Origin of the sequence: Streptomyces sp. NPDC007189, assembly GCF_040703635.1 — a bacterium.
GTDB lineage: Bacteria > Actinomycetota > Actinomycetes > Streptomycetales > Streptomycetaceae > Streptomyces.
Window position 1 is genome coordinate 83,856 of the sequence record NZ_JBEYEY010000008.1, and the last position, 17,830, is coordinate 101,685.

Annotated in this window: 17 protein-coding genes and 2 pseudogenes; 10 read left to right on the forward strand and 9 right to left on the reverse strand. The window is 70.1% G+C overall.

The window, feature by feature from the left end; translation table 11 throughout:
• Nucleotides 1–522 precede the first annotated feature (522 nt).
• The 3 genes from AB0950_RS18320 (at nucleotide 523) to AB0950_RS18330 (ending at nucleotide 3,489) form a co-directional block, all read left to right on the forward strand.
• Nucleotides 523–1,989 (forward strand): serine/threonine-protein kinase, encoded by a 1,467-nt coding sequence (locus AB0950_RS18320; RefSeq protein WP_366778930.1) that lies wholly within the window; start codon nucleotides 523–525, stop codon nucleotides 1,987–1,989.
• A gap of 277 nt (nucleotides 1,990–2,266) precedes the next feature.
• Nucleotides 2,267–2,467 (forward strand): hypothetical protein, encoded by a 201-nt coding sequence (locus AB0950_RS18325; protein ID WP_366778931.1) that lies wholly within the window; start codon nucleotides 2,267–2,269, stop codon nucleotides 2,465–2,467.
• A gap of 233 nt (nucleotides 2,468–2,700) precedes the next feature.
• Nucleotides 2,701–3,489 (forward strand): AAA family ATPase, encoded by a 789-nt coding sequence (locus AB0950_RS18330; RefSeq protein WP_366778932.1) that lies wholly within the window; start codon nucleotides 2,701–2,703, stop codon nucleotides 3,487–3,489.
• Nucleotides 3,490–3,739: 250 nt separating this feature from the next.
• On the opposite strand, the pseudogene AB0950_RS18335 reads toward AB0950_RS18330, so the two are convergent.
• A pseudogene (locus tag AB0950_RS18335) lies at nucleotides 3,740–4,023 on the reverse strand (ATP-binding protein); the annotation flags it as partial.
• An 87-nt stretch (nucleotides 4,024–4,110) separates the two neighbouring features.
• Here AB0950_RS18335 and AB0950_RS18340 point away from each other — a divergent pair.
• Nucleotides 4,111–4,662: pseudogene (locus AB0950_RS18340) on the forward strand (epoxide hydrolase); the annotation flags it as partial.
• A 953-nt stretch (nucleotides 4,663–5,615) separates the two neighbouring features.
• Here the strand turns inward: AB0950_RS18340 and AB0950_RS18345 are convergent.
• A complete protein-coding gene (locus AB0950_RS18345) occupies nucleotides 5,616–6,437 on the reverse strand; it encodes an alpha/beta hydrolase (RefSeq protein WP_366778933.1) in 822 nt (273 codons plus the stop codon).
• Between the two features lie 112 nt (nucleotides 6,438–6,549).
• Between AB0950_RS18345 and AB0950_RS18350 the strand changes: the two genes are divergently transcribed.
• Entirely contained in the window at nucleotides 6,550–6,975 is a 426-nt protein-coding gene (locus AB0950_RS18350) for a MarR family transcriptional regulator (RefSeq protein WP_366778934.1), read from the forward strand.
• A 118-nt stretch (nucleotides 6,976–7,093) separates the two neighbouring features.
• Here AB0950_RS18350 and AB0950_RS18355 read toward each other — a convergent pair whose 3' ends face one another.
• Nucleotides 7,094–8,056 (reverse strand): zinc-dependent alcohol dehydrogenase family protein, encoded by a 963-nt coding sequence (locus AB0950_RS18355; RefSeq protein WP_366778935.1) that lies wholly within the window; start codon nucleotides 8,054–8,056, stop codon nucleotides 7,094–7,096.
• Nucleotides 8,057–8,224: 168 nt separating this feature from the next.
• Here AB0950_RS18355 and AB0950_RS18360 point away from each other — a divergent pair, with 168 nt between their 5' ends.
• From AB0950_RS18360 to AB0950_RS18370, 3 genes are all read left to right on the forward strand, one after another.
• On the forward strand, nucleotides 8,225–8,869 hold the full coding sequence (locus tag AB0950_RS18360; protein ID WP_360160702.1) for a helix-turn-helix domain-containing protein: 645 nt from the start codon (nucleotides 8,225–8,227) through the stop codon (nucleotides 8,867–8,869).
• Nucleotides 8,870–9,082: 213 nt separating this feature from the next.
• Nucleotides 9,083–9,676, forward strand: coding sequence for a hypothetical protein (locus tag AB0950_RS18365; RefSeq protein ID WP_366778936.1), 594 nt, complete (start codon nucleotides 9,083–9,085; stop codon nucleotides 9,674–9,676).
• A gap of 288 nt (nucleotides 9,677–9,964) precedes the next feature.
• Nucleotides 9,965–10,315, forward strand: coding sequence for a hypothetical protein (locus tag AB0950_RS18370; protein WP_366778937.1), 351 nt, complete (start codon nucleotides 9,965–9,967; stop codon nucleotides 10,313–10,315).
• A 506-nt stretch (nucleotides 10,316–10,821) separates the two neighbouring features.
• On the opposite strand, the gene AB0950_RS18375 is transcribed toward AB0950_RS18370, so the two are convergent.
• The 4 genes from AB0950_RS18375 to AB0950_RS18390 all read right to left on the reverse strand — a co-directional run bounded on the left by AB0950_RS18375 (nucleotide 10,822) and on the right by AB0950_RS18390 (nucleotide 13,328).
• A complete protein-coding gene (locus AB0950_RS18375) occupies nucleotides 10,822–11,556 on the reverse strand; it encodes a dienelactone hydrolase family protein (protein ID WP_360571945.1) in 735 nt (244 codons plus the stop codon).
• Between the two features lie 326 nt (nucleotides 11,557–11,882).
• The gene (locus tag AB0950_RS18380) at nucleotides 11,883–12,110 is read right to left on the reverse strand and encodes a phosphatase PAP2 family protein (RefSeq protein WP_366778938.1); all 228 of its coding nucleotides are present in this window, start codon (nucleotides 12,108–12,110) and stop codon (nucleotides 11,883–11,885) included.
• A 10-nt stretch (nucleotides 12,111–12,120) separates the two neighbouring features.
• A complete protein-coding gene (locus AB0950_RS18385; protein ID WP_366778939.1) occupies nucleotides 12,121–12,339 on the reverse strand; it encodes a hypothetical protein in 219 nt (72 codons plus the stop codon).
• A 527-nt stretch (nucleotides 12,340–12,866) separates the two neighbouring features.
• Entirely contained in the window at nucleotides 12,867–13,328 is a 462-nt protein-coding gene (locus AB0950_RS18390; protein WP_360158266.1) for a pyridoxamine 5'-phosphate oxidase family protein, read from the reverse strand.
• Nucleotides 13,329–13,661: 333 nt separating this feature from the next.
• Between AB0950_RS18390 and AB0950_RS18395 the strand changes: the two genes are divergently transcribed.
• A complete protein-coding gene (locus AB0950_RS18395; protein WP_366778940.1) occupies nucleotides 13,662–14,081 on the forward strand; it encodes a hypothetical protein in 420 nt (139 codons plus the stop codon).
• 354 nt (nucleotides 14,082–14,435) lie between these two features.
• On the opposite strand, the gene AB0950_RS18400 is transcribed toward AB0950_RS18395, so the two are convergent.
• Nucleotides 14,436–14,888, reverse strand: a complete 453-nt coding sequence (locus AB0950_RS18400) for a phage holin family protein (protein ID WP_366778941.1) — start codon at nucleotides 14,886–14,888, stop codon at nucleotides 14,436–14,438.
• Nucleotides 14,889–15,053: 165 nt separating this feature from the next.
• Here AB0950_RS18400 and AB0950_RS18405 point away from each other — a divergent pair, with 165 nt between their 5' ends.
• Nucleotides 15,054–16,667 (forward strand): right-handed parallel beta-helix repeat-containing protein, encoded by a 1,614-nt coding sequence (locus AB0950_RS18405; protein ID WP_366778942.1) that lies wholly within the window; start codon nucleotides 15,054–15,056, stop codon nucleotides 16,665–16,667.
• 148 nt (nucleotides 16,668–16,815) lie between these two features.
• On the opposite strand, the gene AB0950_RS18410 is transcribed toward AB0950_RS18405, so the two are convergent.
• Nucleotides 16,816–17,769 carry a LysR family transcriptional regulator gene (locus AB0950_RS18410; protein ID WP_366778943.1) on the reverse strand — a complete coding sequence of 318 codons (954 nt, stop codon included), beginning with the start codon at nucleotides 17,767–17,769 and terminating at the stop codon, nucleotides 16,816–16,818.
• Between the last annotated feature and the right edge of the window lie 61 nt (nucleotides 17,770–17,830).

Here is a 17,830-nt window from a genome sequence, read left to right on the forward strand (position 1 = left end):
TGAACATGTATGAGCGGAAGTCGTAGACGCAAGCGATCAAGGTCGCAAGCCTTCGATCAGGTGCAAGCGCAGTTGGCTCGTGCGGCCGCCGCGATGGCCGTGTCGAAGAAGCCGCCGCGACAGGAAGCGGAAGAAACGGTTCACCCTCCGCTTGGGAAGCCAGGCAGTGGCGGTGGTGAGGCGTCACCGGGCACGACGGATCCGGTTGCAGCCGGCGGCCCTCAAACGTGAACGCCCACGGCAGCCCGGCGAACGGCCCCGGATGCAAGATCTTCATCGCTGCCACAGGAAACCTCAGACCCACGAGCGGGGATGAGATGGGGGGCGTACGCGATGGCCGACGTCGACGGCCATGGATGCCCGCGCGCGTGATCGGCCGTCTGACTGCGCCGAGCGACCAGTAGGCCCCGACGCCATCAAGGAGGTGTCGTCGTACGGATATCCGGGACGGCCGCGGGGTACCCGCCGCGCAGCACGGCTCATGGCCGAGTCCGGTACGCGGTGACAGCAACGGAGAACCAGATGAAGGTCCGCCGATCAGCAGCCCGGCCAACTCCCGCGCCGGCACTCGCAGGTTCGCAGTCCGCTGACGTCCTGTCCGGCCGTTACCGGCTGGGCGGGAAGATCGGATCGGGAGGCATGGCCGACGTGTACGAAGGCGTCGACACCCGCCTTCGGCGGCCAGTGGCCGTCAAAGTCTTCCGGCCGGGCCCCGATCCACAGACCGAGGACCGTCTCGCCACGGAGGCCGTCCTCCTCGCCCGCCTGCAGCATCCCGGACTGGTCACCGTCTACGACGCCGGCTGCCACGACGGCCGCGCCTACCTGGTCATGCAACTGGTCGACGGCACCACACTGCGCGGACTCCTGGCGCGCGGAGCGCTGCCTCAGCGGCGTGTGCCTGCTCTGGGCACCGCTCTCGCGTGGGCGCTCGCCCACGTCCACCGGGCCGGCATCGTGCATCGCGACGTCAAACCGTCGAACGTCCTGCTGGACACGGCCGGTGAACCGCATCTCGCCGATTTCGGCATCGCACGCCTGGCGAACGCCACACGCCATACCGCACCTGACGTGCTGACAGGCACCGCCGCCTATCTCGCGCCCGAACAGGTCCAAGGAAGGCAGGTGGGACCGGCTACCGACATCTACGCTCTCGGCCTGGTCCTGCTGGAATGCCTGAAAGGGGAACTGGAGTACCAGGGAAACCCGCTGGAAGCGGCGATCGCCCGCCTCCACCGCCCGCCCACGGTGCCCACCTGGCTCCGACCGGACCTGGGCGCCCTCCTGCAGGCCATGACCGCACAGGACCCCGAGGCGCGACCGGACGCCGAGCACTGCGCGAAGATCCTCTCCTCCCTCAACGCCGGGAGCGACCCGTATCCGGTGCCGCCCTCGCCGCCCTCCGTGGGCCGCCGCCTTCCAGTCCCCCACACCACCCATCCCGATGCCGAGGAGCCCACACGGAAGCAGGCGGTGGCGACCACCCCACGCCGCCTTCCGGGCGACCCCCGGCACAACCGTCGCATGGCGGTGGGAACCGCGCTGGCCGCACTTTCCGTCGCCCTGGGCACGACCCTTGCCATCGCTCCGGGCACCAGTGGGATCAGCGACGACCGCGCCGACACGAATCAGACCGCCCTCCACCCGCCCGACAGCACGGGGATACCGGAAAGCGGGCCCACTGCGGATCCGTCGGCCGAATCTCCTCGGGTCCGGCCCCCCTACGGGACATCCGGCGCCTCGGGTTCAGCAGCCGGATCTCATGCCAGGCCAGTCTCCATGAGCCATGGCTCTTCCAATCAGACGGTCCCGACAGGTCGGGTAGCGGCCCGGCATCACGACGCTGCACGCAGTGAGCCGGCCCCGCATCACCCACACCACCGCCGGCACACGGACGGTCACACCCGCCACACTGCAGACGGCGCTCCGGAACCGCCGGGAAAGGCCGCCAAGCCCCCGCATCACACGACGCGCAAGGAGCAAGGCTGAGGCGAGTGGGTCAAATCCTCAACGAGCGAAACCGGCCGCCCCTGCTCGAGGAGCAGGGTTCGCAGGACAAGGCCACGCAGGCGGCTGTTCGGCCCAATCTTCGCCGCCTCCTCGTTGATCGCTCCCAGGCAGCCTTCGGGCGCCAGGACCCGTGTCTGCTCGGCGAAGCCGCGGGCGTGACTGTCACCTTCGCGGACCTCGGCATGCCGGCCCACGTCCCCTGCCGACCGAGCGCCTCTACGACTTCGGCCTGCTCCGGATCGGCGACGAACGTGACGTGCAGTGCTCCGTCGAGTCCGCTCTCGCGTCGATCAGCGTCGCGGCTCCCAAGGACCCGGTTCGCAAGGATGACCGCGTCACCCTGATGGCGACGGGAGACCAGATCAGCGGCGACGGCATCGCCCCGCTCACCATCCGGATCGCGGACTCGGCGTCCCATGTGCCCACGTGGGACAACTCCGAGGCACCGTCTCGGTGACCTCCGGCGGTGTCACGGGCAGCGCCCAGGTCGTGCGGCATGACATCGGCCGGGGCGTCCCTGAGCTTGCCTCGCCACGGGCCGTCGGCGAGAGACTGTAGCGTGAGAGGACGACGCAGTTTTCGCCTCACGGCCGGGGAGTTCTACGTGGCCAACGACGACGAGCTTTCGCCACCGGGCGGTCCCCGGGCCCCGGCAGCCGCAGCCGCGCACACCAGTGCGGCGTGTGTCTCATGACCTCCGCGTACGGCAGGTTCATTCAGCAGGTCCGGCTGGACCAGGACGTGGACGACAGCCGGTACCCGTTCAGCCTCCCCGCTGTGCGGCAACTCGCCCGTTCTGGCGCACTCACTCTCCCTCGGGGGGTGACGTTCCTGGTAGGGGAGAACGGCGCGGGCAAATCGACGCTGATCGAGTCGATCGCGGTGGCCGCGGGGTTCAACCCGGAGGGCGGTAGCCGGAACTTCCGGTTCGCCACCCGCGCCACCGAGTCCGAGTTGGGTGAGCATCTGATCCTGACCTGGGGAATCCGCAAGCCACGTACCGACTTCTTCCTGCGGGCGGAGTCCTACTACAACGTGGCCAGCGAGATCGAGAGGCTCGACCAAGCCGGAGGACGGCCTCTCCTGCCGGCCTACGGCGGGGTGTCCCCGCACGAGCGTTCCCACGGCGAGTCATTTCTCGATCTGGTCACCCACCGCTTCGGGCCCGCGGGACTGTACCTGCTGGACGAACCGGAGGCCGCTCTCTCCGTCCAGAGCTGCCTCGCCCTCCTGGCCCGCATGCATGACCTTGTCGTACAGGGCAGCCAGTTCCTCATCGCCACGCACTCGCCGATCCTCCTCGCCCTCCCCGGCGCGACCATCATGGAGATCTCCGACGAAGGCGGACTGGAACAGGTCGACTTCGACCAGGCCCTCCCCGTGCGCCTGACACGCCAGTTCCTCGGAGCACCGGACCGGTTCTTGAGGAATCTTCTACGAGCCGAGGAGAACGAAGGCACTCAGGGCGGCTGGCTCTGACCACGTGTGCGGCCCGCTCCGTGCGTGAGCGGGCCGTTTCCTCGCGAGGAGCCGAGGCGCCCGGGAAGGTGCAGCCCCCGGCCCTCGCCACCGCACGTCACACAGCTGCGCTGAAGCTGTACTTGCCCGCCGGAAGACGGTACGTGGCGGTTCCGGAAAGGACTGCCTGTGCGGGCGCCTGGACCGACCGAGCTGGGCTGGGCTGGGCTGGGAGGTGGGTACGACCACGGTGGCGGTGACGTTCACGGAGTTTGAGGTCGCGGACCATGTCGTCGAGGCTGGTGAAGCAGATCGAGTAGCCGGCCCGGCAGGCGGCGACTGCGAAGGCAACGGCGATGTGCGTCTTGCCGACCCAGGGCGGCCCGAGCAGGGCCGCGTTGGCCTTTGTCTCGACGAAGGGCAGAGTAGGCAGGTCCTCGACCATGCGCGGGTCGAGGTCGGGCTGGAAGCAGAAGTCGTACTCGTCAAGCGTCTTATGGTGGGCAGCCTGGAGAACCGCAGGCCCTGCCGGAACCGGCGGTCGTCGCGACGAGCAGCAGCCGCGCGGCGTGCGTCTGTCGGTGTCGGCCACGGCTCAGGGCCTCGGGTCCTGGTGCAGCATGCGGATGACGGCGAGGACCCACGACGTTCGCGGAGGCGCCGCCCGGGTTGACAACGGACGGGCTGACGGTGGTCGAGCGCAAGTGGACCGAGGAAACCCGCGATTTCTGGCGCCACCGCGCGGCGTACGCGAAGCAGCAGGCGACCCGACCGCAGACCATCGGCTACTCGCTCGTCGACTCACCGGTCGGGCTTCTTGCCTGGATCCTTGACAAGTTCGCCGAGTGGTCAGACACCGAAGACAGCCCGTTCGAGACGATTTCCAGGGACCGCGTTCTTGACGACGTCACCCTGTATTGGCTGACAAGGACCGGCGCATCGTCGGCCCGCATTTACTACGAAAGCCACAACTCGCTGGACCCCGAAATTCGCGTCGACGTCCCGTCAGCAATCAGTATGTATCCCCGCGACATCGAGAAGTGTCCGCGCCCCTGGGCACAGGAGCGGTACCGACAGATCGTCCGATGGAGGTCGCCTGAAGTCGGGGGACATTTCCCGTCGCTGGAGGTTTCCGAGTATTTCGTCAAAGATCTACAAGAGGGCCTCGCGGCAGTGCTGGCCGCTAATCGGTGAACGCGGCTGGGTGCCGGCACTCGATCACCGACTGAGTCCGGCTCAAGGCGTTACCCGACGGCTTCCAGACCGAGTTCATCGAGACGGCCGACAGTGGTCGGACAGGGCACGGCGAAGATGGCGTTGAGCATGTCGATGTCTTTCGGATGGTAGCCCTCGACGCCTACCCGCCAACACTCAACTGGCCAAGAGCCGATTGTCTACCTGGGTGACGTGGGGATCTCTCCGCCACCGCACACACTTCCGCAAAACGCCCTGGCAGCTGCGCAGCGGAACACCCCGCGTCGGCGGGGAGGAACCGCTGGGAGCGACGGGACGACATCCACGAAGCCTTTCTCGGCCTCGCCGCGTGCCCCGGTGATGCGGCCGGCGGGAGTGGTGTACAGGCGGCCGTCACTGCCCAGCTTGGGCAGTGACGGCCGTTTCAGACAGGCACCGGAGCCTTCGGAGTTGCCAGTCCTACGAGACAGGTCAGTGCCCCCGGCGGAGGAGGTGCACCGCTCCCCAGACAGCGCCGGCCGCAAGGAGCACGGCGATCACCGCTGACACGATCGCGCCAGCACTCATGCTTCCGAACACGGGACCCTCCAAGTTGTCACGGGCACGAGAAGGCTGATGTTCCAGCGGGGAAACACATGCAAAAGGCAGAGATTCAGCCGTCGTTGCGCCGTCCATTAACGATCTCGGCGGCGCGAAGTTGATATTGGTCTACCGCGGGGAAGATGACAAGCCCGAGCCAGCTCCTCAGAGCAACACTTGAGGGTCGCAGCTGCTGCCTGAACGCGACGCCGCGTTGAACCAAGCCACTCCCTGCGCCGTCAGGGAGGTCGGGGAGGCTGACCGCCACCGCCGGCCCTATCCGGTGACATCAGGACCGCTTTCTCGGGGCCGCCGTCATCCGCAACCGCCACTGCACTGCAGTAGAGATCGGGTCCTGGGGCGATCGGGAGCAGTTACTGGTTCAGGCCGTGGAGGAAGTCGGCGACGATCCGGCTGTACTCCTCGGGGTGGTCGAAGTTGGGGAAGTGCGCGGCGTCGTCGATCACGGCCGTTCGGCCTCGTGGTGCCGTGCGGGCGATGGACTCGGCCATGGCTCGTAGCTCGGGTGCGTCCTGTGCGCCATTGAGGGCGAGCACGGGGACGGTGATCTGGGCGGCCCGGGCACCAAGATTCGCGACCGGAACGCTGTGATCGGGTTCGCCGGGAGTGTGCTTGCTGATGGTTCGCCGGCGCATCTGGCGCAGGCGGGTGTAGATCTCGGGCCGGACGGCGTCCCGCGGCCGCTCGGGGCCGTGCGCCCAGGCGTCGCTCGCGTCGTGCCAGGCCTCGATGTCGCCGGCGGCCAGAGCCTGGAACTGTGCGGCCTGGGCTTGCTTGGTCCACGGCTCGGTGAACTCGCGTTCGTCCGTGCCGCCGCCGGAGATGACCAGGGCCCGGACCAGATCAGGGTGTTCCACCGCGGTCCCCACGGTGATCATCGCGCCCATGGAGATGCCGACGAGGACGGCGGGGCCTGTGCCGAGGTGGTGCAGCAACTCGGCCAGGTTGTCCGCCTGGCGGAATGGGCGGCTGGCGTTGGCGGACCGACCGTGACCGCGGGCATCGGGTGCGATGACGCGGAACTGCCTCGCGAAGGCCGGGACGTGCTCGTCCCACATGGTGTGGTCGAGGAAACCCGCGTGCAGCAGAACGATGGGGAGGCCTGTGCCGCCGGTGTCGCGGTAGGCGAGCTCGCCGTCGGAGGACGCAAAGAAACGGAGTTCGGAAGCACTCATGACAACTAGGTTGTCATGAGCCGGAGGGAATGACAACTCGATTGTCATTTATCATCGGCGGGTGAGCGATACAGAACGCCCGCTGACTCCCGACGAAGCGGGAGCGCGGCTGATGGAGGTCTTCGCCCTGGTCGGACCGCTCTACCGGCGAGTCCAACGGAAGATCGAACAGGAAGCCCCGCGGCAAGGGCTGTCGGTCGGGGTGCGCGCGGTGCTCGATCTCCTGCGCGCGCACGGACCGATGACGGTTCCCCAGATGGGCCGGGCGCAGTCGATCAGCCGTCAGTTCGTCCAGCGGATGGTCAACGACGCCGCGGCGGACGGACTGGTGGAAGCCATGCCGAACCCGGCGCATGCTCGCTCCCCGCTGATCCGCCTGACCGACGCCGGCCACACGGCAATCGGGGCCGTCGTCGCCCGGGAACACGCGCTGCTGCGCCAAGCGGCGGACGACCTCACCACAGCGGACGTGGACACATGCGTCCGCGTGCTCAGCCGGATGCTCGCCCTCTTCGACGACATCGACGTCAACAACTGACCCCCGGGCCGGGTTCCGACCGGGCCGGCAGTTGTTCAGCCCGGCCCGACCGCTGCGACGCCGATCCGCCCGGCGCGCCGAAACGGATCCGCGCCGCGAACCGCGGTCCCTGCCCGGCTCAGGGCGCCAGCACCACCCTGCCGAACACCTCCCCCGCGTCCATCTTGTGGTGGGCCAGGGCCGCCTGGTCCAGGGGCAGCACCTCGTGCACGACCGTGCGCAGGTCCCCATGCGCAGCATCGGCGAACTGGGACGACCGCACGGCCTGCCGGTCAGGGCCAGACACGGTGTCAGAGCTGAACGTGGCGAACGACAACGACCTGCGGAAGGCGTCCATCAGCCGCATGCCGAAGTCCGCCGGCGGCTGCCCGCCGACCACACCGACAGCCACATACCGCCCGTTGGAGTTCAACTTGTCCAGGAAAAGGGGAAGCTGGGGTCCCCCCACGACATCGATCACCACGTCGAAGCCCGCCGGTGCCTCCTGGCCGCCCTCGCCGGAGCGGTCAAGGACATGGGTCGCACCCAGGTCCCGCAGGCGGGCGCCACGCTGAGCCGACGAGGTGGTGACCGCCACCGCGCTCGCACCGTCCCTGGCCGCGAGCTGGACCGCCGTGATCCCGATGCTGCCCGCCGCACCGCGCACGAGCACCGTCTCGCCGAGCCTGAAACGGGCCCGCTCCAGTGCGAAGTGGGCGACCACACCGGAGCCGCCGAGGGTCACCGCATCCGCGACGGTCAGGCCGTCGGGCAGCGCCAGGACGTCCTCGACCGCGGCGACGGCCTGCTCGGCATACCCACCGGACAGGCCGGTGAACGCCCACACCCTCCGCCCGGTCCACGAGGCGTCCACACCCTCCCCCACCGCGGTGACCCTGCCCGCGACCTCGCTGCCCAGGAGATGACCCTCCCGGAAGCCGTAGCCGGCGAGCGTTCCCCGGCGGATCACGGCGTCCACGCCGCCCACCCCGATCGCCTCCGTGGCGATCTTCACCTGCCCCGGGGCAGGAACGGGCGCGGGTACATCGACGACCTCCAGGCCATCGGGGTCTCCGAACGTCCTGATCACGACGGCTTTCATCGCTGCTCCTCGGATCGGTGTGGAAGCACGGAACGCAGTTGCCGCGGCCGTGGGCGGCGAGCAGACCCCCACAGCCCGGGCACCACCGGTGAAAGGCCGGGACGGGGCGGCAGCACCGCCATCGGACCGTAACGGACACCCCCGTCCGCTTGGCTAAAGTGAGAAACGATGACCCACCATTTGCCTCAGACCGCGCGCTCCGACGCCCGCGACAACCGGGCCCGCATCCTGGACGCCGCCCGCGCCGTGTTCGGCGAGGAGGGCCTGAGCGCGCCCATGCGCGAGGTCGCCCGGCACGCAGGCGTCGGCCCCGCCACGCTGTACCGGCACTTCCCGACCAAACAGGCACTGATCGTGGAGACCTTCGCCGAACAGCGGCGCACCTGCCAGGCCGCCGTCCGCGACGCCCTCGCGGACCCGGACCCCTGGCACGGATTCCGGAGCCTGGTCGAGCGGATCTGCGAACTCCACGCCCACAGCCGGGGATTCGCCGACGCCTTCATGACGGCCTTCCCCGAGGCCATCGACTTCGCCGCCGACCGGGAGCAGACTCTGCGCGCGGTCGGCGAACTGGCTCGCCGTGCCCAAAAGACCGGCCGGCTGCGCCCCGGCTTCGTCCTCGACGACCTGATCCTCATGCTCATGGCCCACCGAGGCCTCCAAGATGCGCCGCGTGCCGCCCGGATCACGGCCTCCCGCCGCTTCGCCGCCTACGTGATCGAAGCGTTCCGCGCCGCACCACAGACGGAAGCGCCCACACCGCTGCCGCCGGCACCACACCTGCAGCCCACGCATTCGCCGAGCACACTGTAAACCCGTCACCTGAAGGCTCATCTCCTTGCAACCCGACAGCCCTGTCGGGGGCCCTGCCGCAGCCAGTTTGCAAAGGGTTCACTGAGCCCTCACGTCAGGGCGGCCGAGTACTGCCGCGCCCGCCAATCCGCACCGGACGGCCGGGTCCCACCTCGTCCCCCACCTGCGTCGCCGCTCAGCTCTGACAGATACCCGCCCGCGTGACCGTGCGCCGTGGCGAGCACATCGTCGCCCTGCAACGACCGCGCCACCCGCTCACCCCAGCCGCCGACACCGCCGCCTCACCACCACGCACACCAGCACGCCCCCAAGACCGCACACTGGTTAGTCTTCGACCACGACGACCCGCTGCACTGCCACGCGGCCGGAACCGTCAACGTCCAGCCCTTATGGATCGTCGGCCCCACCGGACTACTGGCCGAGGTCGCCACGCACCGTGACTGCACCACCATCAGCGTCGGTCGCCTCGACGACCTCCTGGCCTGCGTCGCGCTGGAGAACAAGGACGCGATCCTCATCCACTCTCCCCACTTCACCAGCACCAACGTCGCCATCCTCGACAAGTGGATCGCCGGCCGCGACGACATCACCTACGCCAAGCCGGCCGACGACACCGGCACCCTGCGCACCGGCCTGCACCTGGTCGGCCCATTCCTCGACCGCCTGGGCAAGGCCCAACACCCCTCGCACTGCCAGAGCGACCTGACACCGACCCCACGCCACGAGGCGTTATCTCCTCTGCAAGTCCGTGACTGGGCGCTGCTCGCCGGGCTGCCGGCGGCCGGCATGGAACGCGCCACCGCATGACGTGGTCCTAGCCCGAGCCGATGCCCACCGTGGCCGTGGACAGCCGTGTGCTGCCCGCCGGTTGGGCCGTAGCGGCGAAGCGGGACGGTTCTCCGGACTCTCTGGGGTGTCTCAGTCGGGCGCCCGATAGAGGGCTTCCTTGACTGTTCGTGTCGCTACGGGCGGGGGTTCCCGTTCGGCGATGGCGGCACCTAAGGGCGAGGCCAGAAGCGGGCTTCAAAAACTCAACGGTAGAACAGGGACATAACGGCGTCGTTCCCGGAGATCCGGGCGGCGGCCCTGGCGCAGATGCCGGCGGACGCCGGGTTGCACGGCGAGCTGGTGGTGCGGGAGCGGAACCGGCTGGCGTTCGAACGGGTGCAGCAGCGTCTCGCGCGGCGCGGGGCCGGTGCGGCGGACGTGGCGCGCCAGTGGCCGGCGCACCACGTGGCCTCCGACCTGGTCCGCATGAGTGCGGACCTCACCGGCTGGCCGTACGAGCGACGGCGAACGGCACCGGAGACGCTGTTCGCCGACCACGTCCGGCAGGCGCCAGTGACGCTCTGCCCGTCGACCACCGACCCGGCCGTGACGCGAGGCTGGCCTAAGTCGACGGCGGCCGCAGCGGACAAGCCCTACGTCGGAGGCGCCCGGTCGTAGCGGAAGTACAAGATGCGTGTCACCGCCGAGGCCGTGATCGGTGGCGTCACCGGCTCCCGCGCCGCGCCCCGGACGGTGCTGCTGGGCCGATACGACACCGCGGGCCGCCTGCAGTACACCGGCCGCGGCACCGCACTGTCCCAGGCCGCCGGTCGCGCCTTGGCCGACGTGCCGGCCCGCCGACAGACGCCCATCCGCGGGAGCGATGGACGTTCTCGACGCTGGGAACGCAGCGCACGCTCGGTGTCCACCCGGTGCAGCCCGGGGTGGTTATGGACGTGGCCGTCGACGTCGCCCGGAACAGCTCCGGGAGGCGGCGGCACCCGTCCGACCACACCGCATCCGCACGGACGTCGACGTGGCGCAGGTACCGCTGTTCGGTGAGGACGCCCCTTGTCATGAGCCGCCTTCAGGCAGCGGTCGGCTTCGTGGTCGGGCCGACCGCAGGACCGACCACGGCGGGAAGCTCTTGGCGCAGGTCCGGGTTTGGTTTCCGAGCCGGAGCCTCAGCCGTTGCCCAGCGTGCGGTCGAGGAGGGAGAGCAGGCGGTCCCAATGGCGCTGCAGCGCGGCGGGGTTGAAGGCGTCGGTGTCGGACATGGTGAAGCCGTGGGTGGTGCCGGGGTAGATCTCGGAGGTGTAGCCGACACCTGCGGCGTCCAGGGCCTGGTTGAGCTCTCCGAGGGCCTCCGGTGTCAGGTCGCCTTCTGCATGGCCGAAGTGAACCTCGGCAGTGAGCTTGGAGAGGAGGTCGGGCCCATCGGCGCCCACGGGGCCGTGGAATGCGGCTACGGCGGCCACCTGGCCCGGGTGGGCCGCAGCGGTACGCACCGCCAGAAGGCCGCCGATGCAGTAGCCGGTCACCGCGACTGGTCCGGGGCCGGCCTCGGGCTGGGTGGTGAGGAACCTGAGGTAGGCGTCGGCGTCGCGCAGGACACGTTCGGCGGTGTGCGCCTCGATCAAGGGCATCAGCTGGGCCATGACCTGGGGCCGTGCCTCTTCTGCGATGTGCTCGGGAAGTTCGATCACCGGTGCCGGGCCGTGCCGGTAGAAGAGGTTGGGGACGAGCACGTAGTACCCGTGCCCGGCCAGTTCTTGGGCCATCTGCCGCAGCACGGGCCGGACGCCGAAGCCGTCCGCGTACATCAGCACCCCCGGGTGCCGCCCGCCACCGTCGGGGAAGGCGGCGAAAGCGTCGGCCTGGCCGTCCGCGGTGGAAATGTGCAGCGACTTGGTGGGCATGAGTTCTCCTGTCGTGGTTGACGTGTCGAGCTGTGATCAACACGACAGGAGGCGGAGCCCGCGCAGCAGCGCCGGATCCTCGATCCAACAGCGGGCCGGCACCGGCCCGTACGGCGCTCAGAGGAGCACCGGGTCACCAATCCGCGTGTGGCGCAAGGCCGTCCCGGTAGTCATCGCGCACAACGTAGCCCACCGGACAGGATCGATGCCAGCCCTCCCCGGTCCACGGCGCTGTTCCCGAGAATGACGGCCCCAACGGACGACGGGCAGGCGACGCCGGCGATACCGTGATGGGGCGTTCACTTCGTCATTCCTGTACGGCCTCTTCACCACGACAGGCCGCTGCGCAGCCGGTGGCGCAGCAGCAGGCGCGGGGTATGCCGGGTGAGCCAGGCGCTGGCCAGGCCGACATCGGCTCCGGTGGCGACGTCGCTGGGGTAGTGGGCGCCGGACTGCACCCGCTCGAGGGCCACCGTCACTGCGGGCACCGCGCAGAACTCGCCGGCCAGCGGCCACGCGGGGGCGACGGCGGCCGCGGTGTGCCCGGAAGGCACCGAGGACGAATCAGGAGACCAGCTGCGCCACCGCCAGCACCGCAACACCCGACGCGGCAGCGCGTCGGCCGCGCCAGCCCCCGGACACGGCCATCACCATGGCCGCGGCGCACCACAGCTTGCTGCCCTCCGCGGCCTCCTCCAGCGCCGACAGCACCTTGCCCGCCATCGGCGGACAACCGGCAGCCGCCTGTCGTGTCAGCCTCCGGTCAACGTCGAGCATCCCCACCACGCGACCGTGCGGGTCGAGCCCGACGAGGTCTCTCCCGAGGTCATCCTTGTCGCCGGGGCCTGCCCCGCTGCGGCCACGCCTTCGCCCATGCCGAACCTCTCGTCAGCTACCGTCGAGATCCTGCGTGATCAGGTGCAGGGGCCGTGAGCCCTCCCCAGAACGGCACTGCCCCCCGCAGCTCCGGCCACCACGGTGTGCCGGTGAGGGAGGCCAGGGCGTGCAGGTTCTGGCCGACGAGGCGGCCGTCGGCCGTGCCAGGCTGCAGGGTGCGCCAGCAGCCCTCCCCTGCCAGGTCAAACCGGCCGCAAGAAGCGCGGCTCGCACGGTGGCCGGCCGCCGGTGTTCGACAAGAGCGACTACAAGAGCGCCACGCGGTCGAGGACGGCTTCAATCGCCTTGAGCGCCACCGCGCGGCCGCCACCCGGTACGAGAAACTCGCCGTCCGCTAGGAGGCGACAATCCTCCTAGCGGCCATCAACGAATGGGGGCGACCAAGGCATTGGAAATGCACCCAGGGCCCCGGGCTACCCCAGCCACGCCCCCTCGCGCATGACGAGCCTGCCGCGCAGTTCAGGTTCTCCGCGCCAGGCGCGCACTGTCCGCGGCGCCACGCGCAGGTACACGAAGGGGGTTTCTTCCGTACGCGGATCCCAGCCGAACTTGCCCGCGAACGCATCCGCGGCATCTTTTGGCACTTCCCGTGCGGGATAGCACTCGGCCTCTCCTTGCAGCAGCACCACATCGAAGGTATCCGGCAGTGCCAGCCGTACGCGCGGTTCCTTGCGTACATTGCGTGCGGTCGCGGAGTCCGCGCCGGTACACATCCACGCCGCCTGTCCGTCCCACAGAAACCACAGTGGCACCTGGTGCGGGCCATGGTCGGGGTGGGCCGTCGACACCCATATGTCGCGCTCTGAGCCGAGCCGTTCCAGGGTGTCCCGCCTGCGCTCCGCCGCGCTGCGGCGAATGATCTCCGAAGCTTGCATGGGCGCCGACCTTAGCCAGCAGATCGGACGGTGCGCATGGGGCGCAGGTCCTAGTCCGGGAGGCGGACCGTCGCCTGGGCGCACCAGCACGCCAGCAGCTTCACCACGAGCATCCACATGGCGGAAAAAAACACGTCACAACTCGAGCAGGAACGGAAACACAAAAAGACGCCAGGACTTTCGAACACGTCTCTCGAGGTCTCTGAGCCTCAGCCCACCGGGCCGTCGTCGCGCGCAGACCGCGTGCTGCCCCGCCTGGCCAGAGACGTAAGATCACGCCACCAGTGTGAAGGGGGCGGGCGATGAACGGCCGGGGCATGGAAGTGGGCGTTGATGTCGGCCCCGATGGCACTGTCGGTCTCCGCGTGCATGGGATGGGGCGGCTATCCGCTCGCGAAGAACGTCCACGCCTCTCAGCTCATAGGCACCTGGCACGCCGCGGACTGCGAGGCCACGTTGACCTTGAATCCGGACGGATCGGCGTCCGCCGCCGGCATCCCTACTGATACGGACCTCAACGGGAAGGTCACGCAAAGGATCAGTGGGAATGGCACCTGGGAAATCGACAAGTCCGGCGGTGACGAAGAACTCGATGTCACCATACGGGACGAAGTCACCTCGTTCGACCTTTACCGGAACGATGGACACTTGCTGGTGGCTCTGACCATAGGGGACCCCGACGATATGAACTGGTGCGTCCTGACCAGGCAACCGAAATCCGCAACCAATGCCCCAACCGCTGTGCAGCAATGAAGTACAGCAACCAGCGCAACCGTAGGTGACCGTCACACACCTTCCCCCGGCTGACCAGTCCAGGAGACCTCAGCTGACCGAACGGTTGGCGCGCGAAGCGCCGTGGCGGTGACGGCTCATCCTTCGCTTCCCCGGAAGCCGATCGAGCGGTGCGAGACAGGCCACCTCCTCGCCACCGACGTCGGCCTGGCGACGCTGCTGCGCTCCCGCCACTCACGCGATGCCGACGGCACTTCCGGTCGAGTGCGTGTGCTCGGTGTACGGCGGGGTCCTGCTACCAGTTCGCGGCGGCGCCGATGCGGCCAAGGGAGTGCCCCGGCGCGGCCCGTCAATGACCGGGGGCCGGCCGTTCGGTCAGCCGTTCGGCCGGCTTTCCCGCGGGTCCTCCGGGGCCGTGCGGCCGACCACGTCCGCGGTCGCGGGCATCGTCGTATGCCCGTGCTCCAGCGCCTCCGCCGCAGCTTCGGCCGCGGCCCGCATCCGGTTGCGCGCCACCAGGCCCAGGCCCACGGCGGCCGAGGTGTACAGGCCGGCGAGGAGCGCCGCGGCGCGCGCCCTGGGCAGCACCGACTCGGCGGCGCGCAGCACGGTCTCGTGCACCGCCGAGACGGCGAGGATGCCGCACAGTCCCGCGCCCGCGAGCAGCGTGCCGCCCACGGTGAGCCTCCGCAGCCCGGCCATGGCCTCGTCCTGGATCGCCCGGAGCTCCCGGCGCGCCAGGTCCGCGGTGTCCTGCGCCAGCCGGTTCGCCGCGTCACCGATCCGGTCCGCGCCGGACGCCGGGTCGCCCTCTCCACGCGCGCGCATGTCGTCTCCCGTCCCCTCGCATGCGCCTCCGGGTACGGAGGCCGGTCCACCGCCGCAGTGCCCCCCTCGCGCCGCCGACACGGCCGGTGGGCGCGTTCGGGCGCATGCATGCGAGGGGCGGAAGTCCGGTACTCGTCAGCCACCAGCGGCGGTGAGGAGGAGTCGATGTCCACGCCTCTGACGGTCGACGCACACACCTACGGACTGGCCGGCGACGGCACCACCAACGACCAGCCGGCGCTCGCCGCGCTGGTGGACGAGCTCGGCGCGGCCTGCGCCAAGGACGGGCTGGCGCGCCGGATCATGGTCCCGCCGGGCCGCTACGTGATCCTGGACGAGCCGGTGGTGTGGCGCAGCGGCGTGTCGCTGATCGGCGCCGGACGCGGCGCCACCTGTTTCGTGCTGGGCAACCCGAGTCGGCCGTCCGATCCGGTGCCGCTGGCGTGGTTCACCTCGCAGAAGCACGGCGCGGGCCCCGAGAACCATCTGGCCGACGTCGCCTTCGCGCACTTCGAGATCGACGCCTCGGGCGTACGGACGAAGACGTACGACCCGCTGGCCAAGGGCATCGGGCTGCAGTACGTGCTGCGCGGCCGTTTCACCGACCTGTACGTGCACGACGCCGCCGCCACCGGTTTCGGCTGCGACTTCCTGCAGGACACGGTCGTGGAGGCGGTGCTGGCCGAGCGATGCGGGGCGCAGGACCCCGGGGAGAAGATGGGCGGGGCGGGCATTGGGATCGGTGTGGGCGGATGGGGGGACGTGGAGCGGCTGACGGTGACGGCGTGCACGGCGACCGGCAACGGCACGAACGGGATTTTCCTCGAGCTGCAGCAGGAGGAGTGGACGCCGCCGCGGGGCATCCGGATCACCGCCTGCCACGTGGAGGACAACCGCTTCGGCATCTCCGACTGGGGCGCGGACGGGCTGCTGGTGGCGAACTGCACGATGCTCGGCAACCACGAGGCCGGGTTCGACGTGTCCGCGCAGGGGACCTCGGGCACCGGCGGCCGCGGCGGGATCGTCACCGGCTGCGTCATCGACGGGAACGTCCGGGACGGGATCGGATTCGGCAACACGCCGGGGCCGTACGCCTTCCGCGGCAACCGGATCAGCGACAACGGGCGGTACGGGTACTGGGAGCACAATCTCGCGGGCGGCGACCAGGAACCGGCCTCGGACGTCGTACTGGAGTCCAACGACATCCGCGGCAACGCCCTGGACGGGGTCCGGGTGGACGCCGGGCTGCGGGAGCCGGCGATCCTCGTCAACCGGTTCCGCGACAACGGGCGCCGGGCCGCGCCGGCCGCGGCGGGTGGCGGCGACGGGGTGAGGTACCTGGCGCGGTCGGTGATCGACGAGCACGCCGGCTGGCCCGCCGACGGGCATCGCGGCAAGCGGGTGACGGCGGGCGGGCAGAGCGCGGTGGTCCTGCGCAACACGGCCACCGAGCTCGTCCTGGCGCCCTGCCGGCCCGGCGCGGACTCGGCCTGGAGCGAGGGCACGCCCCCGGCGGGAACCGCTTACCGGCTGCCCGACTCCCCCACCCCGCGTGCCGGTCTCACCGTCGCGGCGCCGGTGACCCGACCACATGTGCACGGCAACCGGTTCTGGGACGACCAGGAGCCGCGTACGCAGAGTCACGCCGTGTGGATCACGGCCGACGGCCACTGGGAGGGCGGCCGCGTCACCGACAACGACTTCACCGGCAACGCCGACCGCTCCACCCGCTACGACACCGCCCCACAGGGCGGCCGGTGGCGGGACAACGAGGCGTGAACGGCTCCCGGCGGGTCCCGGAAGCGCAGTCGGCGTGATGGGGCACGCTGCCCTGCCGTGCACCACCGCTCGCTGACGGAGAGTCACCCGGCGCCCGGGCACCGCCCTGCCGGCCACGCCCGATGCAGGTCCAACGGGGGCTGACGGCTCAGTCCTCGCCGTGTGACAGCCTGAGCTCGTGGCGCGAGAGTGCTGCTGCTGGGAAATCGAGCGCGGTCGAAGTGATCGCTCGGGTGACGGCCGTGATCGCCGGGGTGGGGTGGCCGGGGAGGCGTGCCACGAGCACCCGGCGGATCTCGGGGGGTGCGCCGTCGACGCGCAGCAGGCTCACCCCGGGCGGCAGCACCGGTGAGAGCCGGGACGGCACCGTCGTCACGCCGAAGCCGCCGGCGACCAGATGGAGCTTCGTCAGCCAGTCGCGCGCGGAGTGGACGATGCGCGGCCGTCCGGGCAGGCCGGGCCAGACGCCGAGCAGCGGCTCGGAGCTCGATGACGGGGTGGCGATCCACGCGGCGTCGACCAGCTCGTCGACGTGCACCTTGGTGCGTCCGGCGAACTCTCCGGTCGACGGCACCGCCACGACCAGTTCGGTGTCCGCGACGGTCTCGACGTGCAGGCGCGGCGAGTCGCCGTCGAAGGGCCGGTGGGGTGGGCGGGATGTCAGCACGGCGAGGTCGAGCGAGCCCGCGCGCAGCGCCCGGGTCAGGGTGGGCGTGGTGCCCTCGCTGGTGGTGACCGTGATCTGCGGGTCGGCCGCCGCGAGGTGTGCGAGTGCGGCGGGCAGGATCGCCGCGCCCGCGCTCAGGAACACCCCGAGCCGTACCAGTTCGGTCCGGGGGGCGGTGCCGGTGAGCTCACGCTCGGCCGCTGCGAGAGAGGCCAGGATCGTGTGGGCGTGCCGCAGCAAGGTCAAGCCGGCGGGGGTGAGCCGTACCCCGTCCGGGCGGCGTTCGAACAGGGTGGTGCCCGCGCTGCGTTCGAGGGCGGCGGCCTGGCGTGAGACGGCCGACTGGGTATAGCCGAGTCGGGCAGCTGCCGCGGTGAAACTGCCGGACTCGGCGATCTGCCGCAGAACCCGCAGTCCCGCGCTGGAGATGTCCATGCGGCATACGCATACCACGGATGCCAGATCATCGCTTCCCGCATGCTCACCCGGCTCCTAG

What these genes read in the sequence shown, in the direction of transcription:
- AB0950_RS18320 (WP_366778930.1), top strand. Translation starts at nt 523, where the DNA reads ATGAAGGTCCGCCGATCAGCAGCCCGGCCAACTCCCGCGCCGGCACTC.
- AB0950_RS18330 (WP_366778932.1), top strand. Translation starts at nt 2,701, where the DNA reads ATGACCTCCGCGTACGGCAGGTTCATTCAGCAGGTCCGGCTGGACCAG.
- AB0950_RS18345 (WP_366778933.1), bottom strand. Translation starts at nt 6,437, where the DNA reads ATGAGTGCTTCCGAACTCCGTTTCTTTGCGTCCTCCGACGGCGAGCTC.
- AB0950_RS18350 (WP_366778934.1), top strand. Translation starts at nt 6,550, where the DNA reads ATGGAGGTCTTCGCCCTGGTCGGACCGCTCTACCGGCGAGTCCAACGG.
- AB0950_RS18355 (WP_366778935.1), bottom strand. Translation starts at nt 8,056, where the DNA reads ATGAAAGCCGTCGTGATCAGGACGTTCGGAGACCCCGATGGCCTGGAG.
- AB0950_RS18360 (WP_360160702.1), top strand. Translation starts at nt 8,225, where the DNA reads ATGACCCACCATTTGCCTCAGACCGCGCGCTCCGACGCCCGCGACAAC.
- AB0950_RS18370 (WP_366778937.1), top strand. Translation starts at nt 9,965, where the DNA reads ATGCCGGCGGACGCCGGGTTGCACGGCGAGCTGGTGGTGCGGGAGCGG.
- AB0950_RS18375 (WP_360571945.1), bottom strand. Translation starts at nt 11,556, where the DNA reads ATGCCCACCAAGTCGCTGCACATTTCCACCGCGGACGGCCAGGCCGAC.
- AB0950_RS18390 (WP_360158266.1), bottom strand. Translation starts at nt 13,328, where the DNA reads ATGCAAGCTTCGGAGATCATTCGCCGCAGCGCGGCGGAGCGCAGGCGG.
- AB0950_RS18395 (WP_366778940.1), top strand. Translation starts at nt 13,662, where the DNA reads ATGTCGGCCCCGATGGCACTGTCGGTCTCCGCGTGCATGGGATGGGGC.
- AB0950_RS18400 (WP_366778941.1), bottom strand. Translation starts at nt 14,888, where the DNA reads ATGCGCGCGCGTGGAGAGGGCGACCCGGCGTCCGGCGCGGACCGGATC.
- AB0950_RS18405 (WP_366778942.1), top strand. Translation starts at nt 15,054, where the DNA reads ATGTCCACGCCTCTGACGGTCGACGCACACACCTACGGACTGGCCGGC.
- AB0950_RS18410 (WP_366778943.1), bottom strand. Translation starts at nt 17,769, where the DNA reads ATGGACATCTCCAGCGCGGGACTGCGGGTTCTGCGGCAGATCGCCGAG.